We start from the raw sequence: 23,303 nt of genomic DNA on the forward strand, positions 1-23,303 counted from the left end.
CATTTCGATGACACACCGGCCTCACATTCCGACCCGCTGTCTTGTCGTTCAGGTGAAGGCAGACACGACCGAGGGAGGCGTCACGATGACCACTCCGTCCGCGCCAGGAGGACGCCGACCGGGCCCAGGGCTCGACGCGATCATGAGCGAGCGGCGTCAGCTCATCAATCTTGCCTACCGGCTGCTTGGCTCCCTCACCGAGGCCGAGGACGCGGTGCAGGAGACTTACACCCGCTGGTATGCCATGTCCCGGCAGGAGCAGGACGCCATCGAGTGCCCCGCCGCCTGGCTGACGACGGTCGCCAGCCGCGTCTGCCTCAATGTGCTCGGCTCGGCGCGGGCCCGACGGGAGACTTACGTGGGTGAATGGCTTCCCGAGCCGTTGCCCGAGCCCTCGGAGTGGATCAGCGGGCGGACGGGCGGCGGGGCCGTCGACCCGGCCGACCGGGTCACCCTGGACGAGTCGGTCAACCTGGCCCTTCTGGTCGTGCTCGATTCGATGACCCCGGCTGAACGCGTCGCGTTCATCCTGCACGACGTCTTCCGCTACGCTTTCGCGGAAATATCCGCGATCGTCGGCCGCACACCGGCGGCATGCCGCCAACTGGCCTCCTCTGCCCGTCGCCGTGTCCGGTCCGCGCAGCCTTCCGCGGCCCCGGCAGCCGAGCGCGCCGGCATCGTCAAAGACTTCAAGCGGGCGTGGGAGGCTGCGGACATAGACGCCCTGATCAGCCTGCTCGACCCCGACGCCATGGCGATCGGCGACGGGGGCGGCCTCGTCACCACCTTCCTGAGCCCCATCGAAGGCGGCGAACAGGTAGCGCGCGCATGGGCCGAGATCGCTCGCCGCAGACCCGGCAACATGACGTTCCTGGAACGTACGGTCAACGGCCAGCCCGGTGTGGTCGCCGAGCAGGATGGCGTCATCGTGACGGTGTTCGCATTCGAGGTCGCGGACCGGCAGATCAAGCACATCTGGGTGATACGCAACCCTGAGAAGCTCCGTAGCTGGACAACGGGCTGAACCTCAGCCGCTCAGCTCCAGTGGGCCACCCAGCCGAGCCTGGCCATCCTGCCGACGCCGGGCACCGATGTCCCCGAGGCGCGAACCGGTGATACACATGAGCTAGGCCCGACCAGGTCATCGCCGACAAGGCGTACAGCTCACGCGGCTTCCGCGCCTACCTGCGCAAACGCGGCATCGCGTGCACCATCCCGGAGAAAAGCGACCAGCAGCGACACCGACACAACCGCGGCCGTCGCGGCGGACGGCCACCTGTACTCGACCGGTAGATCTACCGCCGACGCAATGACGGACCCTAGGCCCGCGGGCTTGCCCGGAGCCGGCGCAGGCGACTGACATACTCCGTCATCGGTTGCCGAACCAGCCCCGACGAGGTTTCAGCGGCTTTCCCTCGAGAAGGGTCTGGGGGAAGTGCTTTGGGACATGTGCTGGGCGCGGTCCAATACGTCTTTTGCGGGCGGATAGCCTCTGTGCGGCAGCAGGCTTTGGCGCATGCGTCACCGCTGACAACCGGTGAAGGCGGCGGCCGCCCCGAGTTGCCTGGGCCTCGCCGACGACTTCACCGAACAGGTGCGAGCACCGCCGCTCAAGCCGAACGACGAGTCGTTCCAGCGCCCCCTCGGTCGCCGGGGCTTGTCCGCCGAAACGTACGCCACCAGAGCACGCCGAGGCCGGGGCACCCAGCAGCGCCCCGGAGTTCGTGGCGAAGACGAGCGGTCCAGGTGGGGGTAGGAGGTGAAGGCGCGCGCACGGCTTGGGTGCGTCCTGCTTCGCCTTGCCTGGTCCAGGTACGCAGGAGCGTGCCGCGCTGAGACAGGTGTGCGTGATGCCGCGCGAGGCGGCAATGGGCAGCGCCGCGGCCGCATGCCCTCGCTGCCGGACACTGGGGCGCGGTCACCGGGTGATTTGGCCGCAGTTGGTGCCGTTCCTGCCGGCTGACTCACCGGCGATCACGCCGCCCCAGGAGACGCAGTAGCCTCTGGCGTCGAGGTACACCGGCCCCGCGTACGACCGGTAATAGCCGTCGTCATCGGCGTAATCTCTGGTGTCGTCCCGCTGGACCCAGACGTACATGTGGACGGCAGGACCCGGCGCGCTGCGGATCGTCACGGCACAGTTCTTTCCCGTCGCGGAGTTGTAGGTCAGATAGGCCGTCCCCGCCTTCCCGACGTCGATGTGGTTCACGACCTTGTAGCCGGTGCCGCATACCTTGTTGTACGCGGCCGCGGGTGTGGGTGCGACCGCTGCCGCCCCGGTGGCCGTGGTCATGACGCCTCCTGCTGCCAGTGCCACGGCGGCCCCCGCTATCCGGATGTATCGCCTGCGTTCCATTTGCCCTCCTCGAACCGTTGCCCGGCGCACCGCCTGAATTGCCGTCACATTCCCTTGACGGCCTCCCTGTTGGCCTCTCGCACACAAGGACACGGTCGAGTCCCGCGCCAGTTGCATCCCCGCACCCCGCGACCCTGGCTCCGGGTACGCTCCGGGTACGCTCCGGTACCAGGACACACAATCGGCCCCATCACTCACTGGACGGTGGGCCGGTCGCCGCCTTCCGTCACAGCCGGGTCCGCTGATCGGCGTACTCCTCCCGGCTGCCGACTGGGCGGCCGCCCGCACCTTGGTGCACCTCGAAGGCGCAGCGCATGCGCGGCGTACCCGGCCCCAGCGGCTCACGCAAGGTGGGGTGAGACTCCGAACGTTCTGCACGGTCCGCGTCACGAGCCCGGCATCCTGATGCCGCTGGGAGGCGCTGAAGAGCCAGGCGGCACGGGGCCCAAAGCGCCTGAGTCGCGAAACCCCTCGCAGACAGTGTCGGACCCTTCGGACACGTCGTGGCTGGCCAGGCAGACCCAGTGGCCGTTGGCCAGGTCCAGGGTGCAGGTCGGCGCGCCGTCGCCTTCCTGACAGCCGTACCAGACGGGATCTCGCTCGGGCTCCCGGTTGACGACCCCGGAGGGTGTTCCGCTGAGCACACCTGTGAGCTGGACACTGCCACCGGTCGGCAGGGCCAGGGTGCACCATGCGTTCTGCTGGCTGGGCCGCGCGTCGAGCTCCTGCGAACACCGCTCAGCCGTACGGTCGTTGGTCACGGTCACTTCGAAGTTGGTCGTCATCATCACGTGTACGTAGGCGGTGGTGGGCTCCTCGGGTTTCGTGCTGCTCGGGGGAGGTGTGGGGGTTACGGCCTTCGTGGACGGCGCCGACGACGTGGCGGTGGGCACGCCACGACGCGAGGGTGTCGTGGCCGTGGCCGTGGCGGAAGGCGAACGGCCCTCTGCCTTCGTCGCGGGTGCGCGGGAGGGAGCGCCCTCACTCGACTGCTCCGCGATTTCGGTGGGCGCGCCGGTCGGGGACGCGGATGCCGGTCCGCCGCCCGAGCCGACACATCGCGCGAGGACGAGGATCAGCACGAAGACGACTACCAGAGCCAGGATGACCAGCAGGCCACGACGTCCTTCAGGGCCCGATGCCGGTGTCCCCGCACTGCTGTCTGCCATCTGCTGTTCCTCCGGCTGAGCTCGGTGAGTTCGGTGGCCGTGTACGCGGCATTCCTACGGCTGACTCCCGGTGACGGCGGACGGGTCCGGCGGTGCCGGGGGAGTCGGCGGCACTGGTGGAGTGGGCGGTACTGGTGGAGTCGGCGGATCAGCCAGGACAGGCCTCGGCGGTCGGTAGCGGAAGTAGGCCCAGAAGGCCAGAGACAGTGCGCCGAAACCGATGAACAGCGCGAGTGTGGACGCGAACGCGGGCGCGGTGCCCTGCGCCAGCACGTCCCGCCGGTTCAGTACCAGCAGGTGCACGAAACAGATCACCGCTACCGCGTAGACGGCCAGCCAGGCGCGGCGGCTCCAGGCCAACAGGCGTCGGCCGTCCATCATGTGCAGCGGAATCAGTCCGAAGACAAGAGTCTGCACGCTGAGCAAGAAGACCGCGGACAGCACAGCGTCCAGCATCCGCAGGGGCAGCCAGGTCCCGTCGTACGTACGCTCCAGGGCGACCCACGCCAGCAGCGCGACAGCGAGCAGGCAGAACGCGCCCGCGAGCACGCTGCGTCCTTGGTCTTCGTCCGACAGTTGACGCCTGGCCTCGCCGGCCGTGGCGTATCCGGCGATGAGACCGAAGACATAACCCGGTACGAATCCGGCCACCACCGACAGGAGTGTGCAGAACGCGGCCAGGACGAGCCCCAACGGCAGGACGAACAGGGCCCCCGCCACACCGTCCGAGAAGCGCCGTGCAAAGGACTCCACCACCACCGCGTAGACCAGGGTGGTCACCGGGAAGGCCACCAGGAGGCCGAAGAAGAGCATCATCGTGTCCCCGCGGATACCGATCGCGGGATCGATCAGGGTGGTCAGCAGTGCTGCGGCCAACGCGAACCAGCAGAACCGCCGCCGGGGTGACGCCCACAGAGCGCTGACGGACCGCCCGCCGATGCGCAGAGCGTTCATCGCTGTCCGCCGCCGACGCAACCAAACCGTCCAGGGGAGGAACCAGCCTTCGATTTCCTGCCGGTTCTCCTCGATCGTCTTGTTCACCATGTCTGCGGGGAAGCCGATCAGCAGGATCAGCGCCGAGGCCACCGCCAGCGTCAAGGCCACGCTGCGCAGTCCCCACGGCACCTCGGAGGGCTTGGGGATCGCCGCGAACACCGGAGACTTGTTGAGGGCGGGCGCCGGGTCACCGGCAGCGGCTGCCGTCCTGTGGACGGCGATCGGGTAGCTGATCAGTGTGCCCCGGGGGCAGTCGAGTGCGATCCGGTGTCGTCCCTGCGGCGTGTTCGCGGGGACGGTGAACTCCGCTGTGACGTATCCCAGCCCTTCTTTCGCGTCCAGCGTGGTCGCCAAGGCGCGGCCGTCCAGCCGGACCTGGCCGCCTGCGCACTCATCGGCGGCGTCCTGGATCCGAATGGTCCGACGCCTCTCGCCCTCCGACGCCTTTCCCTCGCTGATCTGGATGCCGGGCCCACCACCGAAGTGGTAGCTGGGTGCGTCCTGACCAAGCGTTGCGACGTCGAGAGTGCTGCTCCCGACCCTCGTCCAGGACGCGCCGTCGGCAGAACGGCATTCCACGACCACGGTGTGCGATCCGCCCTGATCGCCGGCCGAGACGTTCGGATACTGGAAGCCGACGAGGAAGGAATCATCACTGACGCGGTACGACGACCAGGTGTCCTGAGTGCCGCTGCTCTCGATGGACAAGCCCTCCCAGAGCAGGCGGACAGATGCCTGTACGAGGAAGGCGTCTCCGTCTTGCCGGCAGGTCTCGGGAGCGTTTGACACGCTCAGAACCCCGTACGAGCCTTCGGCCGCCCGGCGCGGCGTCGCCTCCAGCCGCGCGCTCTCGTCCGCCCGTACCGGAGTGGCCGACATGAGCCCCAGGACCAGGACGACCCCGAACAGCCGTGCGGCCAATGTCCCAGCCCGCCCCATGATCCCTCCTCCGCTGACATGTCACCTTGCGCAGGGTGACATCACGAAGGGGTCATGGGGGGCTACTTTCCGTGCATCCTGCCGCAGGGTCAGACGATCGACGTAAGGATCAGTCCGTCGTTCACCGTGTGTTGCAGCTCAAGACGGTGGGCGCCCCTTTTCGCGCCCATGCTCGCGCTCGTCCGTCGGGAGCACCAGCACCCGGGAGCACCAGCACCAGCACCAGCACCAGCACCACACTGCGCGGAAGCACCAATCGCCGCAGTCCGGGCCGGGCCGTTGGAACAGAACCGCTTTTTGCGGGCGAAGAGTGTGGCGCTCGAATGTCGGCTGACGCCCGGGCGAGCCTTCCGGCTCACCATCGCCGTCACCGCGAGACCGCATGGGCGATCGACCGCGACAGCGGCACCGGGAAGAGCAGCAGGACAGCCATCACGGCGGCGACCGTGGCCGCGGAGATCGCAACCGCCCGGCCGGAGGTGGCCGGCATCGTACGCAGTGTCTGCGCCGGGATGGCGCACCCCGGCGCCCGCTCCTCGCGGTAGCGGCTGAGCAAGAACAGCGTGTATCGATCGTCAGGTCGAGGGTCATCGCCATGCTCAAGTTCGGCGCGTAGGCCAGCACCTCCGTGAACCGGCTCAGCACGTGCGGGAGGGCAGTGGTCCCCAGCACCGCGAACACACCTACCAGCAGAGGCAGATCTTGGCCTTTGGGCCGTTCGGCGGGTGAGGGAGCGCCGGCACCCGCACCGGCGCTGCCCTTGTTCCGCGGGGCGCATCCCATGAACGGCGATCATGCTTCCCTGCGCCGGTGATGCACGGCCGATCCCCTTCGAGGAGGCACCGATCGGTATCGGCGGGCTTGCCGTGATGCCGATGACTTCGCGTCCTCGCGTCCTGGAGCGCTGCCCCCGGAGCGGGGACGGTGTAAGGCGCGCGCGGGGGGCTGTTGGCGGGATGGAGCTGGTAGCGGGCGGGCGGGCGGCGCCGCTGCTCGGCCACCCACTACGGTTCGGACCCGATCGTCGTCACGTTGGTGCGCTACCCCGTGGTGCAGGCAGCCGTGGGCCACGCCTTGAACAACATTGTTCAGCTTCGGTCGTCGAGGACGGGCGCTTCCCGACGGATCACCTCACAGGGAGGGCTCGGTACTCGGCCCGCTTCGCCTCTTCTCTGTGCTTCAGCGTCGGCAAGCCCGTCATCGACGGCCCGCCGGATCGGCGCTGCGGCATCAAGGGGACGTAACGACTCTGCCGCGGGGCGTCAAGGGAGCGGAAAGACGGGTCGGAAACGGCCAGTCCGGACCGCAGTCTGAGCGGACCAGTCTTGAAAGGGATCAACCCGATGGCCGTCCTGACCCCCTCGAATGCCGCCGCTCCGAGCGCCGAAAAGCCTTCTGATCCCGGTGCCCGTCACCGGCTCACCGCCGTTACCGGCCTCGCCGCGCTCTCCCTGGACGCCATGGCCTCCGTGGCGTACGGGCCCGAGGCCATCGTCCTGGTCCTGGCTGCCGCCGGCGGCCATGGTCTTGGGTTCACCCTCCCCGTCACGCTCGCGATAGCCGGCCTGCTGGCTGTCCTGGTTGCCTCGTACCGGCAGGTGATCGCGGCGTTCCCCGACGGGGGAGGCTCTTATGCTGTCGCCAAGGCGCACCTCGGCCGCCGTACGAGCCTGGTCGCCGCCGGTTCGCTGGTCCTGGACTACGTGTTGAACGTGGCCGTGGCCGTCACGGCCGGTGTCGCCGCCCTGACCTCGGCCTTCCCCGGGCTGTACGGCGACCGGCTGTGGATCTGCCTCGCCGTCCTGGTTCTGATCACCGCTGTGAACCTGAGGGGGATCGTCGATTCGGCTCGCGTGTTCATCGTGCCCACGGCGATCTTCATCGGCGCGATCCTCGTCCTGATCGTTGTCGGCTTGTTCCGAGACGCCCCCGTGTCCACGGCGGCCTCCTCCGGCCACGCCTCCGTGCTCGCGGACAACGCCACCACCGTCGGTGCTCTCCTGCTGCTCAAGGCGTTCGCCTCCGGCTGCTCGGCGCTCACGGGAGTCGAGGCGATCGCGAACGCGGTGCCCGCGTTCCGCGCACCGGCCGCCCGGCGGGCGATGCGCGCGGAGGTCGCGCTGGGTGTGCTCCTGGGCGTGATGCTGATTGGCCTGTCGGTGCTGATCTCCCGCTTCGGTCTCCAGCCGGTCGAGGGCGTCACCACCCTCGCTCAGCTCGCCGACGCCTCCCTCGGCCACAACTGGGCCTTCTACGTCGTGCAGTTCGCCACCATGGTGCTGCTGGCGCTCTCGGCGAACACGTCGTTCGGCGGTCTGCCGGTCCTGCTCAAGCTGCTGGCCCGCGACAACTACCTGCCCCACGTCTTCGGATTGAAGGCGGACCGCCAGGTGCACCGGCACGGCGTGGTGTGGCTGGCCGTGGTCTCGGCGGTCCTTCTGGTGTTCTCCGGCGGTGACACCAACACGCTCGTGCCGCTCTTCGCGATCGGTGTCTTCGTCGGCTTCACGATTGCCCAGACCGGCATGGTGCTGCACTGGCGCCAGGAGCGTGGACCCCGCTGGGTGGGCAAGGCTCTGCTCAACGGCCTGGGCGCGCTGCTGACCGGCGTCTCCGCGATCGTCGTCACGGCCACCAAGTTCCATGACGGAGCCTGGCTGATCGTGATCGCCCTGCCGCTGCTCGTCGCCCTCTTCGAGCACGTCCACCGGACGTACGGACGCATCGGCGAGCGCCTGGGCATCGGCCGCATCCCGGAGCCGCCGCACCAGCAGCGCTCACTCGTCCTGGTCCCGGTCTCCTCCCTGACCCGCCTGACCAGCGAGGCACTCACCGCCGCCGTCTCCCTGGGTGACGAAGTACGGGCGGTGACGGTGTGTCACCCGGACGCGGAGGACCAGGCGGTGACCGAGGCGTTGGAGCGCGACTGGGCGTTGTGGGACCCGGGCGTGGAACTTGTCCGCCTGCCGTCCGAACGCCGTACGTTGGGCCGCCCGATCGCCGCGTACGTCCGCGCACTGGCCCAGACGCAGCCCGGCACCCGCGTCACTGTTCTCATCGCCGAGACGGAGCCGGACCGGCTGTGGCAGCGCCTGCTGCAGAACCAGCGCGGCGCGGTCGTCGCCCACGCCGTTCGACGCGACACCGACGCGGTTATCTGCCGTCTCAGGTTCCGGGTCACCCGGTAGCCGCCTACGTGGATGCCGGGGCGGTGGTCGGGGTCGGGTTGGTGTTTGCGGATGGTCTCGCGCGTCACGGGGCGGTGTCGCCGCGGCCGAGGAGGAGCGCGGCGATGGCGTTCGGGGCGGCCGGGGCCTCGGCGCGCAGGATCCGGTAGCCGTCGACCTCGACTCCATGGACGGAAAGGGCTTCGCTGAAGTCGGAGGGATCGACTACGTCGATCTCCAGGAACAGTACGTCGGCCGGGCCGGGGACCGGGTTGTTGCCGCGCTGCTCGCGCTCTTTGTCGCTGTACTCGTCGCTGTACTCGGCGCTGTCGCCGGCCTGGCGGCGGTTGGCGCGATGATGTTGATGTTGATCGAGTTGTCGTGCGCGAGAGTGTCGGTGATGAAACGGCGGGCGGCTTCGTCGAAGACAATGCGGTCGGCGCGCAGCTCCGTGGTGCGGGACACGCGGGAGATCGGTGAGACGAAGATGATGCCGGCGATGAAGAAGCCGGAGATGGTGATGCCGTCGGGCTTGTCGACGATGTTGTGGGCCAGGGCGTAGAGCAGGACGAGGGTGAGCAGCGCGAAGCTGACGGCCACTGGTCGGCGGCCTCTGCGAGCCACGGAGAGGGTCACCGCGAAGGCGCCGGAGACCATCATGGCCAGGATGCCGGTGGCGTACGCGCCGGCCTGGCGGCCGACGTCCGCGTTGAAAGGCGATGGCGATGAGGACGCACAGGGCGGTGTGGACGATCACTACGGGCCGCACCACGCGGCCCCGCTCAGGCGCCTTCCGTAGTCGGGCAGGTAGCGGGAGACAATGTTGATCAGTCCCGCCATGGCGGAGGCTCCGGCGAACCCGAGGTTCAGGAAGGGCCGACCCTCAGTAGTTGGCCTTCCAGGCGCTCGCGGTGCGCTTTGGCGAACGTCTCCAGGTGGCGTTCAACGCGCGGGTGCAGCCGGTGGGGTGCTGCGTAGCCCGGCTGCGGCTCGGGCCAGCGCGGCGAGGGCCGGAGACTGGTGGCCAGCCGGCCATGCGAGCACGGTCGTGATGTCCGGGGCGTCGACGACGGGCACCGCAACATGGTCGGGCCACTGCCATGCGCGGCTGGAGGCAGGGATCACGAGCAGGGTCTTGCCGAGCGCGACGAGCTGAGCGAGTTGTGACTGGGTGTGCACCTCTGGTCCGGGGCCGTCGGGGTAAGAGCCGTCGAGCCGGGGCCATCGGGCGATGGGCAGGTCAGGCACGTTGCCGACGTCCGCGAGGGTGAACTGGGAGCGCGCGGCGAGCGGGTGTCCCGACGGGAGGAGGGCAACTTGGCCTTCGGTGCAGATGTCCTCGGTGTCAAACCCGGCGAGGTCATCGACCGGCCGGTGCATGAGGGCCACATCCGCGCGCCCGTCGCGCAGAAATCGTGCCTGCTCACCGACCTCGCACAGGACGACTTCGACCGGCGCCGTATCGGCGTCGGCTGCCGACGAGGCGAGGAGCTGTTGTAGTAGCTCGTGTGAGGCGCCGGCTTTCGTCACCAGGATCAGCGGCCGTTGGAGATCTGCTGCTCGCCGGGTCCGGCGCACGGCAGCCGCGACCGCATCGAGGGCCAGGCGGGCTTCGCGCAGCAGCACATCGCCGGCGCCGGTCAGGGCTACCCCCCGTCGGTCCCGGTCCAGGAGCTGGACACCGAGCCGACGTTCCATCTGCCGGATGGCGCGGGACAGCGGTGGCTGCGCGATCCCGAGCCGCTGGGCCGCGCGCCCGAAGTGCAGTTCCTCGGCGACCGCGACGAAGTACCGCAACTCACGGGTCTCCAGGTCGTCCATGCGCACACCCTATTCACCTTGTGATACCCGGCGGGTATCACAAGGTACCTGATCCATATTGGACGAAACGGACGCCGCGCGCTGAGCATGAACGGCGTGAACAACAACAAGACCGCGCTGGTCACCGGCGCGAACAAGGGAATCGGGTTCGCCATCGCTCAGGGCCTGGGGGCCCTCGGCTTCACCGTCGCCGTGGGGGCACGTGACGACACCCGACGCGCGGAGGCCGTGGAGCGGTTGCGTGCCGCAGGCGTCGACGCGTTCGGAGTCGCCCTCGATGTCACCTCCGACGCCAGCGTCGCCGCAGCAGCCGCGAGCATCGAGAAGGAAGCCGGCCGGCTCGACGTGCTCATCAACAACGCAGGAATCTCCGGCCGGTTCGAGGACGGGGCGCAGGACCCCACAACACTCGACCTCGGCGTCCTGCACGCGGTCCTGGAGACGAACGTGTACGGCGTCATCCGGGTGACGAACGCGATGCTCCCGCTGCTCAGCCGTGCCGCCGCGCCCCGGATCGTCAACATGTCCAGCAACATGGGCTCGCTGACACTGCAGACCGGCCCGGTCATGGCCGCCTACGCACCCTCCAAGTCGATGCTCAACAGCATCACGGCACAGTACGCCCGCCGATTCGCCGACACGAACATCGTCGTGAACGTGGCCTGCCCCGGGTACGTCGCCACCGACTTCACCGGATTCACCGGGGACCGCACACCCGAGCAGGGTGCCGCGATCGCCCTCCGCCTCGCCACCCTCCCCGACGACGGTCCCCGAGGCGGCTTCTTCGACGACGAGGGAGCCGTCGCCTGGTAGCTCTGCACGTGCGAGGGCCCAGGAGGCAATTGTCGCGACACGCACCCGCCGGGAACCGGGGTGGACTCACATCACACCGACCTGCTCAGCATGATCGGCGAGCCCCGCCTGAGAGACCTGGCGACCCGCAGCCGGCGCACGCGCTCCAGGCGAGCCCATCCACGTTTTCACAGCTCACGACGGACCTCATCACTTGACGGCGTCCTCAGAACGGTCGGGTGTACGAGACAGGACTCGTACACCCGGCCATTGTCATCCTCCGAGCAGAAGGACCCGCATGGTCCACCGCAACGCGCCCCTGACCGAACTGGCCGCCTGCGCCTGGCGCGGTGCGTCGTCGACGATCAATGGCCACTCCGCCGAGCAGTTGAACGGTTCCAAGTCTCACCCACCACAGCGAAACGGTGGGCCGACCGCTACCGCGAGCAGGGACCTGCTGGGATGGCAGATCGCTCCAGCCGCCCGCACCTCAGCCCGCGACGGACGCCGACCCGCACCGAGCGGCGCATCATCAAAGTCCGTGTCCTGCCCCGCTGGGGCCCAGCCTGCATCGCCTACTTGCTTGGTCTCAATCCCGCCACCGTGCACCGAGTACTTACCCGATACCGAATCGCCCGACTGTCGCACTCGGGCCACGCCACGCGCCGGATCATCCGACGCTACGAACACGCGGCACCAGGCGTCCCTTATGCGGTACTTACAGCGATACGGCTATTCGATGACCGCAGTGGCTTCGACTTCGACCAGGAGGTCCGGTTCCCCCAGCGCCGCAACGCCCAGCAGGGTGATCGGCTTGACCGGATCGATGCCCAGCTTCGCTGCCGCCCGGCCCACGCCCTCACCCAGCAGCGGCATCTTCTCGGGACTCCAGTCGACGACATAGACGGTCAGCTTTGCCACGTCATTGAAGGAGCCGCCGATCCCGGCCAGAGCGGTGGCGATATTGAGATAGCACTGTTCGACCTGAGCGGCGAAGTCTCCCTCGCCCACGGGCCGGCCGCCGGCATCGCGGGCGACCTGCCCCGCGAGGAACACCAGCTTCGATCCGGTGGCGACCGACAGCTGCCGGTAGACCTCGGGCTTCGGTAGCCCCTCGGGATTGACCAGCGTCACGGCCATGAGCGACCTCTTCCTCTTGGCATCAGGAACAGAAAGATCAGCACCCATCAAAGCATAGCGATGCTATGTATTGTGGGGCCATGGTGAGGACGAAAGATCCAGCGGTACGCTCCCTGCTGCTCGACCGGGCCGCACAGATGCTGCGGACGAGGCAACCGGTCACACTCCGCACCCTGGTCGCCGGAACAGGCGTGTCAACGATGGCCGTCTACACCTACTTCGGCGGCATGGACGGCCTGTGGAAGGCGCTGCGACAGGAAGGCTTCACACGCCTGGCCGCCCGACTCGCGGCCGTCAAGATGTCCGCGGATCCGGTACGAGATCTCGCGGCACTGGGGGCCGCCTACCTGGCCAATGCCATGGAGAACCCCGATCTCTACCGAGTCATGTTCGACGCGGGCTTCCACCTCGAAGACACCGGTGCCGCGGACGAAACCCTGCACCGCCTCGTCCGCGCCATCGACCGGGCCAAGGCGAACGGCCGCTTCCACAACGAGGTCGACCCACTGGAACTGGCAACACAGAGCTGGACCATCGGCCACGGACTCGCCTCACTCGTCGCCACAGGCCCCCTGCCGCACGAGGCACTCGCTCACGGCATGCCCATGTTGACCGCACTGTTCACCAGCGCAGGAGACGAACCCGACCGATGTCACCGGTCGGTTGAGCACGGCTGGGGCCGGATAGCCCCAGCCCGGTCCGGCTCCCGTGATCGGAGAGACAGGCCCTGAGGCGGTCCGAAGGGTGCCCCATCTCATCCGTGGCAGAGGGAGACAGGGCACTCTCGTACAGCCGTCCCCATGGGTGCGGGCCGGCTACCGGCAGAGCGGCACAACTGACGGCGTACAGGTCGACGGCGGCAGGGCTGATGGAACAGCCGGCCTGGAGGGGCGGCCGCCGGCAGTCGACGAGCGGCGCGGCGGGCTTCCTCGGTCATCGCCAGGGCATCGGCTCGGTGGCCACCTCGGGCGGCGGTGTAGGCCAGGGTGCAGAGCATCTGTGCGTCCAGCTGAAGTCTGCGGCCTTCGGTGGGAGGACGTGGACTTGGAGAACGCCACGCTCGACATTGCCGACACACGCACGATGATGGGCAACCGTTACGTGGTGGAGAAGGACACCAAGTCCCTTGCGGGTGAGCGGGCTCCGCCGCTGCCAGCTCCGGTAGCCGCAACTGAAGCCCATCCGGCGGAACCACGTGGAGGCCGTGGCCAAGGGGGGCAGGTTCTCGTAGGAACTGGGGGAGGGCGTGTGCCTGGAGTTCCGCTGTCGATACGGTCACGAGTGCACGCCGGAGAGCACGTACCTGGGCTCATCGAGGGGTTCCGGCGGTGCCGGACCTGCCGTCGCGAGCGGGACAAGGCCGCTAGGTTCACCCCGGCGATGTGACAACTCGTGACAGATGAGAGGGTCAGGCGAGTGAGTGAGACACCGATGAACCCCCTGCAATACCGCTTTGACGGGCCAGAAGACGCTCCTGTCCTGATTCTGGGTGCCTCACTGGGTACCACATGGCACATGTGGGACCGCCAGGTCCCCGAGCTGACCCGTCAGTGGCGAGTGTTCCGCTTCGACATGCCCGGGCACGGCGGGGCGCCCGCGCATCCCTGTCCGTCCGTCGGCGAGCTCGCCGAGCGGCTGCTCGCCACGCTGGACGAGCTGGGTGTGCGGCGGTTCGGGTACGCGGGGTGCGCCTTCGGTGGCGCCATCGGTGCCGAGCTCGCGCTGCGGCACCCGGAGCGCGTCGCCTCGCTGGCGCTGATCGCCGCGTCGCCGCGGTTCGGCACCGCCGACGAGTTCCGCCAGCGCGGGGTGATCGTGCGCAGCAACGGCCTCGACCCCATCGCCCGCTCCGCCCCCGAGCGCTGGTTCACGCCCGGCTTCGTCGCCGCGCAGCCCGCGATCACCGACTGGGCCGTGCAGATGGTGCGCACCACCGACCCGGGGTGTTACATCGCCGCCTGCGAGGCACTCGCCGCCTTCGACATCCGGGCCGAGCTGGGCAGCATCGGCGTGCCCACCCTCGTGCTCGTGGGCTCCGAGGACCAGGTCACCGGGCAGGGCGAGGCACGCACGCTCGTCGCCGGCGTCCCCGACGCCCGGCTCGCCGTCGTGCCAGGCGCCTCGCACCTGGCCCCCGTCGAGCAGCCCGCCGCCGTCACCGACCTCCTCGTACGCCACTTCTCCACCGCCTGGCAGGACACCCAGACGGCGATCATCGCGCCCCCCGTCAAGCCCGTCATCGCCCCGCAGGCCGCCGCCCCCATGGCCGCGATCGCCCCCGCCGAGCAGCCCGAGGCCGTGGCCGGCGCCGGCAGGCCCGACCCGTACGAGGCGGGCATCAAGGTCCGCCGCGAGGTGCTCGGCGACGCCCACGTGGACCGCGCCCTGGCCGCCGCCGACGACTTCTCCGGCGACTTCCAGGAGCTCATCACGCGCTACGCCTGGGGCGAGGTCTGGAACCGCCCCGGCCTCGACCGCCGCTCCCGGAGCTGCGTCACCCTCACCGCGCTCGTCGCCGGCGGGCACCTGGAGGAGCTGGCCTTCCACACCCGGGCAGCCCTGCGCAACGGCCTCACCCCGGCCGAGATCAAGGAAGTGCTGCTCCAGGCCGCCATCTACTGCGGCGTCCCCGCGGCGAACTCCGCCTTCAAGGTCGCCCAGGCCGTGATCCGCGAGGAAACCACGCCCCAGGAGTAGCAGGATGGAGGGATGAACGGCATCGCTACTCCCTCGGACCCGCAGCCTCTGCCCGCGCGCGGCGAGCGCATCACCCTCACGAAGAAGTCCCACGCGTGCGTGCGTCTCGAAAAGGACGGACGCACCCTGGTCATCGACCCGGGCGGCTTCAGCGAGGAGGACGCGGCGCTCGGCGCCGACGCCGTCCTCGTCACCCACGAACACCCCGACCACTTCGACGAGGGCCGGCTGCGCGCCGGCCTGGAGGCGAACCCCGCCGCCGAGATCTGGACCCTGCGGTCGGTCGCCGACCAGATCTCGGCCGCCTTTCCCGGGCGCGTCCACACCGTCGGACACGGCGACACCTTCACGGCCGCCGGGTTCGACATCCAGGTCCACGGCGAGCTGCACGCCGTGATCCACCCGGACATCCCGCGCATCACCAACGTGGGGTACCTCGTCGACGGCTCGGTCTTCCACCCCGGCGACGCCCTGACCGTCCCCGAGCAGCCTGTGGAGACGCTGATGCTGCCCGTCATGGCGCCCTGGAACAAGATCTCCGAGGTCATCGAGTACGTACGGGAGGTCAAGCCGCGCCGCGCCTACGACATCCACGACGCGCTCCTCACCGACCTCGCCCGGCCGATCTACGACCACCAGATCGGGTCGCTCGGCGGCGCCGAACACGCGCGGCTGGCCCCGGGGGAGACCGCCGACCTCTGACCGCCGGAGGCGCACCGCCGAGCCCTGGCTGTCAGTGGTGCCGGGTAGGTTGTGGGGCATGCGCATTGCGACCTGGAACGTGAACTCGATCACCGCTCGACTGCCGAGACTCCTCGCCTGGCTGGAGGCCACCGGCACGGATGTCATGTGCATACAGGAGACCAAGACGACGGCCGAGCAGTTCCCCGCCGACGAGCTCCGCGAGCTGGGGTACGAGTCGGCGGTGAACGCGACCGGCCGGTGGAACGGCGTGGCGCTGGTCTCCAAGGTCGGCCTGGAGGACGTCGTCAAGGGCCTGCCGGCCGACCCGGGGTACGACGGGGTGCAGGAGCCCCGCGCGATCTCCGCGACCTGCGGCCCGGTCCGCCTCTGGTCGGTGTATGTGCCGAACGGCCGGGAGGTCGACCACGCGCACTTCGCGTACAAACTCCAGTGGTTCGAGGCCCTGAAGGCCGCCGTCGCCGGGGACGCGGGAGGCTCCCGCCCCTTCGCCGTCCTCGGCGACTACAACGTCGCGCCGACCGACGACGACGTGTGGGACCCCTCGCTCTTCGTGGACTCCACGCACGTCACCCCGGCCGAGCGCGCGGCCCTCGCCGACCTGCGCGGCACGGGCCTGACGGACATCGTGCCGCGCCCGCTGAAGTACGACCGGCCGTTCACGTACTGGGACTACCGCCAGCTCGGCTTCCCGAAGAACAGAGGCATGCGCATCGACCTCGTCTACGGCAACGAACCCTTCGCCAAGGCCGTCACCGACTCCTATGTGGACCGCGAGGAGCGCAAGGGCAAGGGCGCGTCCGACCACGCCCCTGTCGTGGTGGATCTGGACGTCTGAGTCACCGGTGCACGTCTGAGTCGCCGGTGCCTCAAGGCTCCAGTTTCCGCAGGTCGACGGAGTTCGCGAGCGCCGCGAGCCCCGCGTCCCCGGGGTGCAGATGATCCCCGCTGTCGTAGGCGGGCAGAATGCGCCCGGGGTGCGCGGGGTCGCGGAGCACCGCGTCGAAGTCGAGCACGGCGTCGAAGTCCCCGCCCTCGCGGATGTACGTGTTGACCGCCTTCCGCTGGGTGTCCGCCGCCGCAGTGCACAGGGACTCTCCCTCGCAGGGCGCGATCGTGGCCGCCACGACGCGGAGGTCACGGGCGTGGGCGCGGTCGGCGATCTTCCGCAGGCCCGCGATCACCTCGTCCGCCGAGGCGCCCCAGCGCACGTCGTTGACGCCCTCGAAGACGACGACCGTGCGTACCGAGGTCTGCGCGAAGACGTCGCGGTCCAGGCGGTGCAGGGCGCTCACACCGCCGGTGTCGGCGGAGACTCCGTCGCCGGGGTAGCGGTCGGCGACGACGCGGTTGGCCGAGATGCCGTGGTTGAGGACGCCGTAGCGCGGCACGTCGGACTGGTTCAGGATGCGGGTCGCCAGGACGTTGGGCCAGCGGTGGTTGGCGTCCCGCGTCGAGCGGACACCATCGGTGATCGAGTCGCCGAGCAGCACCACCGAGCCGGGGCCGCCGCTCACGTCGACGCCGGTGAGCAGCGGCCACGTCGTGATCGTCGAGGAGTACGCCGCCGGGGAGCCGTCAGCCGCGTGGTCGCCGGGGGAGCTGACGTACGAGCGCTGGATGGCCTGGCTGTGCACGGGCGCCGTCGTCACCTGGCCCGGCAGATGGAAGCTGACCAGCAGATTGCTGTCGGCGGGGACGTCGAAGTCGAGCGGGTCGCTGTACGCCTGGGCGCCCGCCGGGATCTCGGTGCCGCTCAGGCCGCCCCGGAAGGTCAGCCTCCGCGGCTCGCCCCGGGCCTCGGCCCCGACCTCCTGCACCGCCACGGTGGCGCTGCCGATCCTGACCGGAGCCGCCGCGAAGGTGTTGTCGAGGCGGACGCGCACCCGGGGCCCGCCGGTACTGGTGTGTACGACGAGGCGTACGGTCCGGTCGCTCCAGTCCCCGACCGTCGTGTACCCGGCGGTCGAAGCGGCCCAGCTTCCCGTCCACCCCTTGGCCGGTGACCGTACCGACAAGGCGAAGACATGCAGGTCCGTGGCGCTCCGGTCACGCGGCAGGACCACCGAGGCGACCTCGCGCCCCTGGGCCAGCGGCACGGTGACCACGTACAGCTTGGCCTTCTCGGTGAGCTGCCCTTGGGGCGTGTTGATGTGCGGCAGGGCGACGGACTTCGTGGCGAGCGGGCCGGAGCGCCAGTCCGGCGCGGTGAGCCGGTAGCTGCCGCGGGAGCCGTCCCGGTAGCGGATCGTCCCGGTGCCGCTCGCCTCGCCGCCGGTCCCGGCGACCAGGAAGGCCAGGGCGTCCCCACGGCCGTGCACCCGGACCGACTGGCCGTCGGCGACCACGTTGTCCCGCTCGCCGGGGCCGCTGCGGGGGAAGCCCAGACTTGCCCCGTCGACGTCGAGGGAGCGCCCCGGGGTCCAGCCCGCCGCCGCCAGGTCCCGCGCGGACAGCGAACCGCCCGCCCCGTCGAAGTCCGCTTCGCCGGGACGGGCGTCGTCGCTGACCGCTCGGTTGTCGAAGAGCCGCTCCAGGGGGAGCGGCCGGGGTCTGTGCGGGGCCGTGGCCTCGGCGGAGGCCACGGGGACGATGCCGGAGAGGAGGGCGGCCACGACGGCCGCTCCCCAGATACGTCGGCGCACGACGGACCCCTCCCATGTCGGGTGGCTCCCGCCGGGTGGCAGGAGCCGGTGATGACAGATGCGCCATGAAGCTAAAGAGGCGTCAGAGGCGCGTCAATGAGTCGCGCGTGAACACGACGCGAACTCACCTGTACGGGCCGGGGGCCAGGGAAGCGCACGAGCCCCACGCCCCGCGGAACCCGCCGCCCCACGTCCCGCAGAACCCGCCGCCCCACGTCCCGCAGAACCCGCCGCCCCACGCCCGCAGAACCCGCCGCCCCGAGCCACGGCGGCCTCACCGCTCCGCCGACACCAGCCCCGTCCGGTACGCGAGGATCACCAGCTGGACGCGGTCCCTGGCGTTCAGCTTCGCCAGGAGGCGGGTCAGGTAGGTCTTCGCGGTGGCGACGCTGAGGCAGAGCTCCTCGGCTATCTCGGTGTTGGAGAGGCCGCGGCCCACCAGGGTCAGCACCTCGCGCTCGCGGCCGGTGATGCCCTCGATCGTGACCTCGCGCGGCGGCTCGGCATCGGGGCGGCCCGCGAACTCCTTGATCAGCCTGCGGGTGACGCTCGGGGCGATCAGACCGTCCCCGGAGGCGACGACGCGGACCGCCGCCAGGATGTCGTCCAGGGCCATGTCCTTGACGAGGAACCCGGCGGCGCCGGCGCGCAGCGCCCCGTATACGTATTCGTCGTCGTCGAACGTGGTCAGGACGACGACATGCGCGGGCGACGGGCCCGTCGTGATGAGCCGGGTGGCCTCGATGCCGTCCATGCCGGGCATGCGGATGTCCATCACGACGACGTCCGGGCGCAGCTCCGCGCAGCGGCGGACCGCCTCGTCGCCCGAGGACGCCTCGCCCACGACCTCGATGTCGAGGGCGTCGGTGATGACCATGCCCAGGGCCGTACGGACCAGCGGCTGGTCGTCGACGAGCAGTACACGGACCGTCATCGCGCACCCGCCGGGGCAGGCAGCGGCAGCCGGGCCGTCACGCGGAAGCCGCCCTCGGGGCGTGGGGCGGCCGTGAGATCGCCGTGCAGGAGCGCCACGCGCTCACCCATGCCGACCAGGCCGTACCCGGAGGAGCCGTGCGGGGGAACGGCCGCGCCGCGGCCCTCGTCCTCGATGCCGATGATGATCTCCTCGTCTCGGTACTCCACGGTCACGGTGCAGGAGCCGGTGCCCGCGTGCCGCACCACGTTGGTGACGGACTCCTGGACGATACGGAACGCCGACAGGTCGATGTCCGCGGGCAGCGCCCGGCGCTCGCCCCGCCACCGCACGTCCACGCGGACCCCGGCGGCCGTCGTCACCGCGGCGAGCCGGTCGACGTCCGCGAGCCCGGCGGCCGGTTCGAGCGGCACGGCCTCGTGCCCGTCACCCGAGTGGCGGCTCAGCGGCACACCGCCCCGTGCCGCACCGTCCCCCGCCGCACCACCGTGTGCCGCCCCGCTCCCCGCCGCACCGTCCCGCGTCGTCCCGCCCGCGTCGCTCTCCCGCAGCGCCCCGAGGAGCCGCCGCAGCCCCGCCAGGGTCTCCCGGCCCGCGGTCTCCACCGCGACCATCGCCTCGCGCGCCCTGGCCGGCTGGGTCTCCGCGACCCGGGCCGCCGCGCCCGCCTGAAGAGCGATGATGCCGATGCTGTGCGCGACCGTGTCGTGCATCTCGCGGGCGATCCGCAGTCGCTCGGCGGTGATGGCCTGCGCCGTGGCCTGGGCGCGCAGCCGCTCGGTGTACGCACGGGTCCGCCGCACCGAGTCACCGAGCAGCCAGGCCACGGCGACGAGCAGGCAGTACGTCTGCCAGCCCGACCAGCTTGACTCGATGGAGTGGGGGAGCCGGAAGGGCAGCCCGAGCGCCTGCCGCAGGAACGCGAAGCCGGGCAGGGCACAGAGCGCGAGGGTGAAGGCGGCGGCGCGCGTCCGTGTGCCCCGCGTGGCCACGATGAAGCCCAGCGCTATGTCCACGGCCGCGTACTGCGGGAAGGTGATGGCGACCTCACCGACCGCCAGCGTCGCCACGTACGAACAGACGATCAGCAGCGTGAGGGCCATGAGCGGCCTGCGGTACAGGATGCGGCCCGCGCAAAGTGCCGTGCCCAGGGCGGCGGCGATGAGGAACCAGTCCCAGGGGGTGGGCCCCGGGAACGAGCTGGTCGGCATGAACGGGATGCCGAAATACGCTCGCGCGGCGACGGCCATGCCCAGGCACCAGGACACGGCGGCCCACGGGCCCGGCGACGCGTACTTGGCCAGGGTGTTCGGCGGCGAGGCGGTCATGCGGTGATCGTAGCCATGGAGTCACCCAGAGGCATCGGGCCTGGGGTGTACAACCACGGTCGACACCCACCGCCGTCAAGTGTCAGCGCCGGTCCGACGACCCGCGAGGCGAGATACGGGAGCGTGGACACCGTGATCGAAGTCAACGAACTGACGAAGAGTTACGGCGCCACCACCGCGGTGCGGAGCCTCGGCTTCCAGGTGCGCCCGGGCCTGGTGACGGGCTTTCTGGGGCCGAACGGCGCCGGGAAGTCCACCACCCTGCGCCTGATCCTCGGTCTGAACGCGCCCACCAGCGGGCGGGTCACCGTCGAGGGCCGGCCGTTCCGTGCCCGGCCGCGCGGCCTGCGCCACGTCGGCGCGCTGCTCGACGCGGGTGACGTGCACGGCGGCCACACCGCGCGGACCCACCTCCGCGTCCTCGCGCGAAGCAACGGCATTCCGCGCACGAGGGTCGACGAGGTCCTCGCGGAGGTGGGCCTCGCGGAGGTGGCCCGCCGACGTATCGGCGGCTTCTCGCTCGGCATGCGCCAGCGCCTGGGCATCGCCACGGCTCTCCTCGGCGACCCCCCTGTGCTCCTCTTCGACGAGCCGCTGAACGGCCTCGACCCGGAGGGCGTGCGCTGGGTCCGTGGTCTCTTCGGGCGCCTCGCGGCCGAGGGCCGGACCGTGTTCGTCTCCAGCCACCTCATGTCGGAGATGGAGCACACCGCCGACGAGCTGGTGGTGATCGGCCGGGGCGAGCTGATAGCCGCCGAGAGCCTCGCCGCGTTCGCCGCCCGCGCGGGACGCGGCGTCGTGGCCGTGCGGACACCGGACGCGGCCGTCCTGACGCCGCCGCTGACCGCGCAGGGCGCCTCGGTCGTGCCGGACGACGACGGAAGACTGCTGGTCAGCGGCCTCGATGCGGCCCACGTCGGCGAACTGGCCCTGCACCACGGAGTGTTGCTGCACGAGCTGACCACCCGCACGCCATCTCTGGAAGAGGCCTTCATGGAACTGACCGCCGACGACGTCGAGTACGCGGCAGGAGAGGCCCGATGACCCCCGTCGCGGCCGCCCCCGGTCGTACGCCCCGTAAGGCACCCGCGGCGGAAGGGCCGGGCCCCCGGTTCACCGACCTGGCCGCCGCCGAGTGGCTGAAGTTCCGGTCGCTGCGTTCGACCGCCTGGGCGCTGGTGGTCACCGTGCTCGCCGTCCTCGCCTTCAACGCGGGGACCGCGTACGACACGTACCGCTACTGGAGAGAGAACGACGCGGGCGACCGCGCCCGCTTCATCCGGGACGGGATTCCGCTCCAGGAGGCCTTCAACGCCAACGCGATGCTGGTCATGATGCTCGCGGCCGGGGCCGTCGGTGCCCTCGCGGTGGCGGGGGAGTACCGGACCGGGTTGTTCCGCACGATGTTCGCGGCCGTACCGGCCCGGCGTCCGCTGCTGGCGGCGAAAGTCCTGGTGGTCACCGCGGCCACGACCGTCCTCGGCGCGGTCGCCGCGGGCCTCTCCTTCTGGCTGACCCAGACGATCCTGGACGGCCGGGGCGTCGGCGTCCCGATCGGCCACCCGGGTGCGTGGCGGCTCGTCGTCGCCTCCGCGCTGCTCGCGCCGGTCTCGGCACTGACCGGCATGGCGCTCGGCGCACTCCTTCGGCACGTGGGCACCACCATGGTCGCTGCCTTCGTACTGCTGCTCCTGCTGCCGGGGGCGCTCGGCGACGACCGCCACTGGACGGCCGTCGTCGGCCACACCATGCCGTACCAGGCATGGCTGCGTCTGGCCGAGGCCGGTGAGGTGACCGCCCCCTATCCTTGGACGACCGCGGGGGCATGGACGGCCCTGACCCTCTGGTCGCTCGCCGCGGCGGCCCTGACCATATGGACCGTGGACCGCCGTGACCTGTGACCCAGGGCGGGTGATCCGCCCGATTCCGTGATCGACTGATGCCAGGTACATTCTTGGACATACGCATAGCCGGACTGACGGACTGACGGACTGACGGACAGGCGGACATTCGGATTGGCGGACGGGCGAGCGGACGGGCAGGCGGACAGGTGGTGGTGCGCGCTCGGCCGCGCACCCGGCGGGTGGCATCGACGGAGAGGCCGACCATGAACATCCCGTTCCTCGACAAGTGGCGCAGGCGGCACACAGGGGCGGAGCCGACGGGCGAGGGGCTCGCCGGTGCGTTCGAGGCCAACCCCGAAGGCGTGGCCGCGCTCCTGTCCGAGTGTGAACTGCTGCGTTCGCAGGCCGCGGTGGCCGGCCTTGAGCTCGACGACACCCCCGCGTCGCTGGCCGCCCTCGACCAGCTCCTGCCCCGCTGGCGCGACGACCCGGAGCTGCTGCCCTGGCTCGGCAACGACGCCGGCCTCTACCTCGGCTCGGTCGTGGTGCGAACGGTCGAGGGCGCCGCCTGGCACGTGTGGCCCGGCGGAAGCCCCGTCGTGCGGCTCACCTCCGGGAGGGAGATCGCGGTCGTCGAGGCGGGGCTCGACTGGGCGGTCCAAGGGGCGCCCGAGCTGTCCCAGGTCTACGCCGAGGCTTCCGAAGCCTGACCACGGGTGCCACGGGTGCCACGGGTGCCGTGGGCGCCACGGGCCCCGCTGGCCACGAGCGCC

The 23,303-nt window shown here is 70.3% G+C and carries 20 protein-coding genes and 3 pseudogenes; 12 read left to right on the forward strand and 11 right to left on the reverse strand.

Features of this window, described 5'->3' with window-relative positions:
* The first annotated feature begins 85 nt into the window (after positions 1-85).
* Both sigJ and ACRAKF_RS31625 read left to right on the forward strand, forming a co-directional pair.
* Entirely contained in the window at positions 86-1,024 is a 939-nt protein-coding gene (sigJ, locus tag ACRAKF_RS31620) for an RNA polymerase sigma factor SigJ (protein WP_447041120.1), read from the forward strand.
* 104 nt (positions 1,025-1,128) lie between these two features.
* A pseudogene (locus ACRAKF_RS31625) lies at positions 1,129-1,290 on the forward strand (IS5 family transposase); the annotation flags it as partial.
* 628 nt (positions 1,291-1,918) lie between these two features.
* Here ACRAKF_RS31625 and ACRAKF_RS31630 read toward each other — a convergent pair.
* From ACRAKF_RS31630 to ACRAKF_RS31645, 4 genes are all read right to left on the reverse strand, one after another.
* Positions 1,919-2,338, reverse strand: a complete 420-nt coding sequence (locus ACRAKF_RS31630) for a spore-associated protein A (protein ID WP_447042266.1) — start codon at positions 2,336-2,338, stop codon at positions 1,919-1,921.
* Positions 2,339-2,742: 404 nt separating this feature from the next.
* Positions 2,743-3,144 (reverse strand): hypothetical protein, encoded by a 402-nt coding sequence (locus ACRAKF_RS31635; protein ID WP_447041122.1) that lies wholly within the window; start codon positions 3,142-3,144, stop codon positions 2,743-2,745.
* Positions 3,145-3,579: 435 nt separating this feature from the next.
* The gene (locus tag ACRAKF_RS31640; protein WP_447041124.1) at positions 3,580-5,400 is read right to left on the reverse strand and encodes an FGLLP motif-containing membrane protein; all 1,821 of its coding nucleotides are present in this window, start codon (positions 5,398-5,400) and stop codon (positions 3,580-3,582) included.
* A gap of 427 nt (positions 5,401-5,827) precedes the next feature.
* Positions 5,828-6,016 carry an MMPL family transporter gene (locus ACRAKF_RS31645; protein ID WP_447041126.1) on the reverse strand — a complete coding sequence of 63 codons (189 nt, stop codon included), beginning with the start codon at positions 6,014-6,016 and terminating at the stop codon, positions 5,828-5,830.
* Between the two features lie 787 nt (positions 6,017-6,803).
* On the opposite strand from ACRAKF_RS31645, the gene ACRAKF_RS31650 reads away from it, so the two are divergent.
* Positions 6,804-8,648, forward strand: a complete 1,845-nt coding sequence (locus tag ACRAKF_RS31650) for an APC family permease (RefSeq protein WP_447041128.1) — start codon at positions 6,804-6,806, stop codon at positions 8,646-8,648.
* A 204-nt stretch (positions 8,649-8,852) separates the two neighbouring features.
* On the opposite strand, the gene ACRAKF_RS31655 is transcribed toward ACRAKF_RS31650, so the two are convergent.
* A complete protein-coding gene (locus ACRAKF_RS31655; RefSeq protein WP_447041130.1) occupies positions 8,853-9,287 on the reverse strand; it encodes a hypothetical protein in 435 nt (144 codons plus the stop codon).
* A gap of 282 nt (positions 9,288-9,569) precedes the next feature.
* On the reverse strand, positions 9,570-10,448 hold the full coding sequence (locus ACRAKF_RS31660) for a LysR family transcriptional regulator (protein ID WP_447041132.1): 879 nt from the start codon (positions 10,446-10,448) through the stop codon (positions 9,570-9,572).
* Positions 10,449-10,535: 87 nt separating this feature from the next.
* On the opposite strand from ACRAKF_RS31660, the gene ACRAKF_RS31665 reads away from it, so the two are divergent.
* The gene (locus ACRAKF_RS31665) at positions 10,536-11,261 is read left to right on the forward strand and encodes an SDR family oxidoreductase (protein WP_447041134.1); all 726 of its coding nucleotides are present in this window, start codon (positions 10,536-10,538) and stop codon (positions 11,259-11,261) included.
* A gap of 277 nt (positions 11,262-11,538) precedes the next feature.
* Positions 11,539-11,942: pseudogene (locus ACRAKF_RS31670) on the forward strand (helix-turn-helix domain-containing protein); the annotation flags it as partial.
* 30 nt (positions 11,943-11,972) lie between these two features.
* Here the strand turns inward: ACRAKF_RS31670 and ACRAKF_RS31675 are convergent.
* Entirely contained in the window at positions 11,973-12,380 is a 408-nt protein-coding gene (locus ACRAKF_RS31675; protein ID WP_447041135.1) for a RidA family protein, read from the reverse strand.
* A gap of 80 nt (positions 12,381-12,460) precedes the next feature.
* Between ACRAKF_RS31675 and ACRAKF_RS31680 the strand changes: the two genes are divergently transcribed.
* Positions 12,461-13,111: a TetR/AcrR family transcriptional regulator gene (locus ACRAKF_RS31680; protein WP_447041137.1), complete on the forward strand. Its 651-nt coding sequence runs from the start codon at positions 12,461-12,463 to the stop codon at positions 13,109-13,111.
* A gap of 106 nt (positions 13,112-13,217) precedes the next feature.
* Here ACRAKF_RS31680 and ACRAKF_RS31685 read toward each other — a convergent pair.
* Positions 13,218-13,383: pseudogene (locus ACRAKF_RS31685) on the reverse strand (transcriptional regulator); the annotation flags it as partial.
* Positions 13,384-13,796: 413 nt separating this feature from the next.
* Here ACRAKF_RS31685 and pcaDC point away from each other — a divergent pair.
* The 3 genes from pcaDC to ACRAKF_RS31700 all read left to right on the forward strand — a co-directional run bounded on the left by pcaDC (position 13,797) and on the right by ACRAKF_RS31700 (position 16,617).
* Positions 13,797-15,077, forward strand: coding sequence for a bifunctional 3-oxoadipate enol-lactonase/4-carboxymuconolactone decarboxylase PcaDC (gene pcaDC / locus ACRAKF_RS31690; RefSeq protein ID WP_447041139.1), 1,281 nt, complete (start codon positions 13,797-13,799; stop codon positions 15,075-15,077).
* A gap of 69 nt (positions 15,078-15,146) precedes the next feature.
* The gene (locus ACRAKF_RS31695; protein ID WP_447042268.1) at positions 15,147-15,779 is read left to right on the forward strand and encodes an MBL fold metallo-hydrolase; all 633 of its coding nucleotides are present in this window, start codon (positions 15,147-15,149) and stop codon (positions 15,777-15,779) included.
* Positions 15,780-15,837: 58 nt separating this feature from the next.
* Positions 15,838-16,617 carry an exodeoxyribonuclease III gene (locus tag ACRAKF_RS31700; RefSeq protein ID WP_447041141.1) on the forward strand — a complete coding sequence of 260 codons (780 nt, stop codon included), beginning with the start codon at positions 15,838-15,840 and terminating at the stop codon, positions 16,615-16,617.
* A gap of 31 nt (positions 16,618-16,648) precedes the next feature.
* Here ACRAKF_RS31700 and ACRAKF_RS31705 read toward each other — a convergent pair whose 3' ends face one another.
* The 3 genes from ACRAKF_RS31705 to ACRAKF_RS31715 form a co-directional block, all read right to left on the reverse strand.
* The gene (locus ACRAKF_RS31705) at positions 16,649-18,424 is read right to left on the reverse strand and encodes an SGNH/GDSL hydrolase family protein (protein ID WP_447041143.1); all 1,776 of its coding nucleotides are present in this window, start codon (positions 18,422-18,424) and stop codon (positions 16,649-16,651) included.
* Between the two features lie 274 nt (positions 18,425-18,698).
* Complete coding sequence (locus tag ACRAKF_RS31710; RefSeq protein WP_447041144.1) at positions 18,699-19,358, reverse strand: response regulator transcription factor; 660 nt, start codon at positions 19,356-19,358, stop codon at positions 18,699-18,701.
* Positions 19,355-20,686: a sensor histidine kinase gene (locus tag ACRAKF_RS31715; RefSeq protein ID WP_447041146.1), complete on the reverse strand. Its 1,332-nt coding sequence runs from the start codon at positions 20,684-20,686 to the stop codon at positions 19,355-19,357. The genes ACRAKF_RS31710 and ACRAKF_RS31715 overlap by 4 nt, the downstream gene beginning before the upstream one ends.
* 132 nt (positions 20,687-20,818) lie before the next feature.
* Here ACRAKF_RS31715 and ACRAKF_RS31720 point away from each other — a divergent pair, with 132 nt between their 5' ends.
* The 3 genes from ACRAKF_RS31720 to ACRAKF_RS31730 all read left to right on the forward strand — a co-directional run bounded on the left by ACRAKF_RS31720 (position 20,819) and on the right by ACRAKF_RS31730 (position 23,240).
* On the forward strand, positions 20,819-21,730 hold the full coding sequence (locus ACRAKF_RS31720) for an ATP-binding cassette domain-containing protein (protein ID WP_447042269.1): 912 nt from the start codon (positions 20,819-20,821) through the stop codon (positions 21,728-21,730).
* Positions 21,727-22,587, forward strand: a complete 861-nt coding sequence (locus ACRAKF_RS31725; protein WP_447041148.1) for an ABC transporter permease — start codon at positions 21,727-21,729, stop codon at positions 22,585-22,587. Before ACRAKF_RS31720 ends, ACRAKF_RS31725 begins: the two co-directional genes overlap by 4 nt.
* A 206-nt stretch (positions 22,588-22,793) precedes the next feature.
* Entirely contained in the window at positions 22,794-23,240 is a 447-nt protein-coding gene (locus ACRAKF_RS31730) for a DUF6278 family protein (protein ID WP_447041150.1), read from the forward strand.
* Positions 23,241-23,303: the final 63 nt, after the last annotated feature.

It is taken from the genome of Streptomyces sp. DSM 118878, from assembly GCF_052936595.1.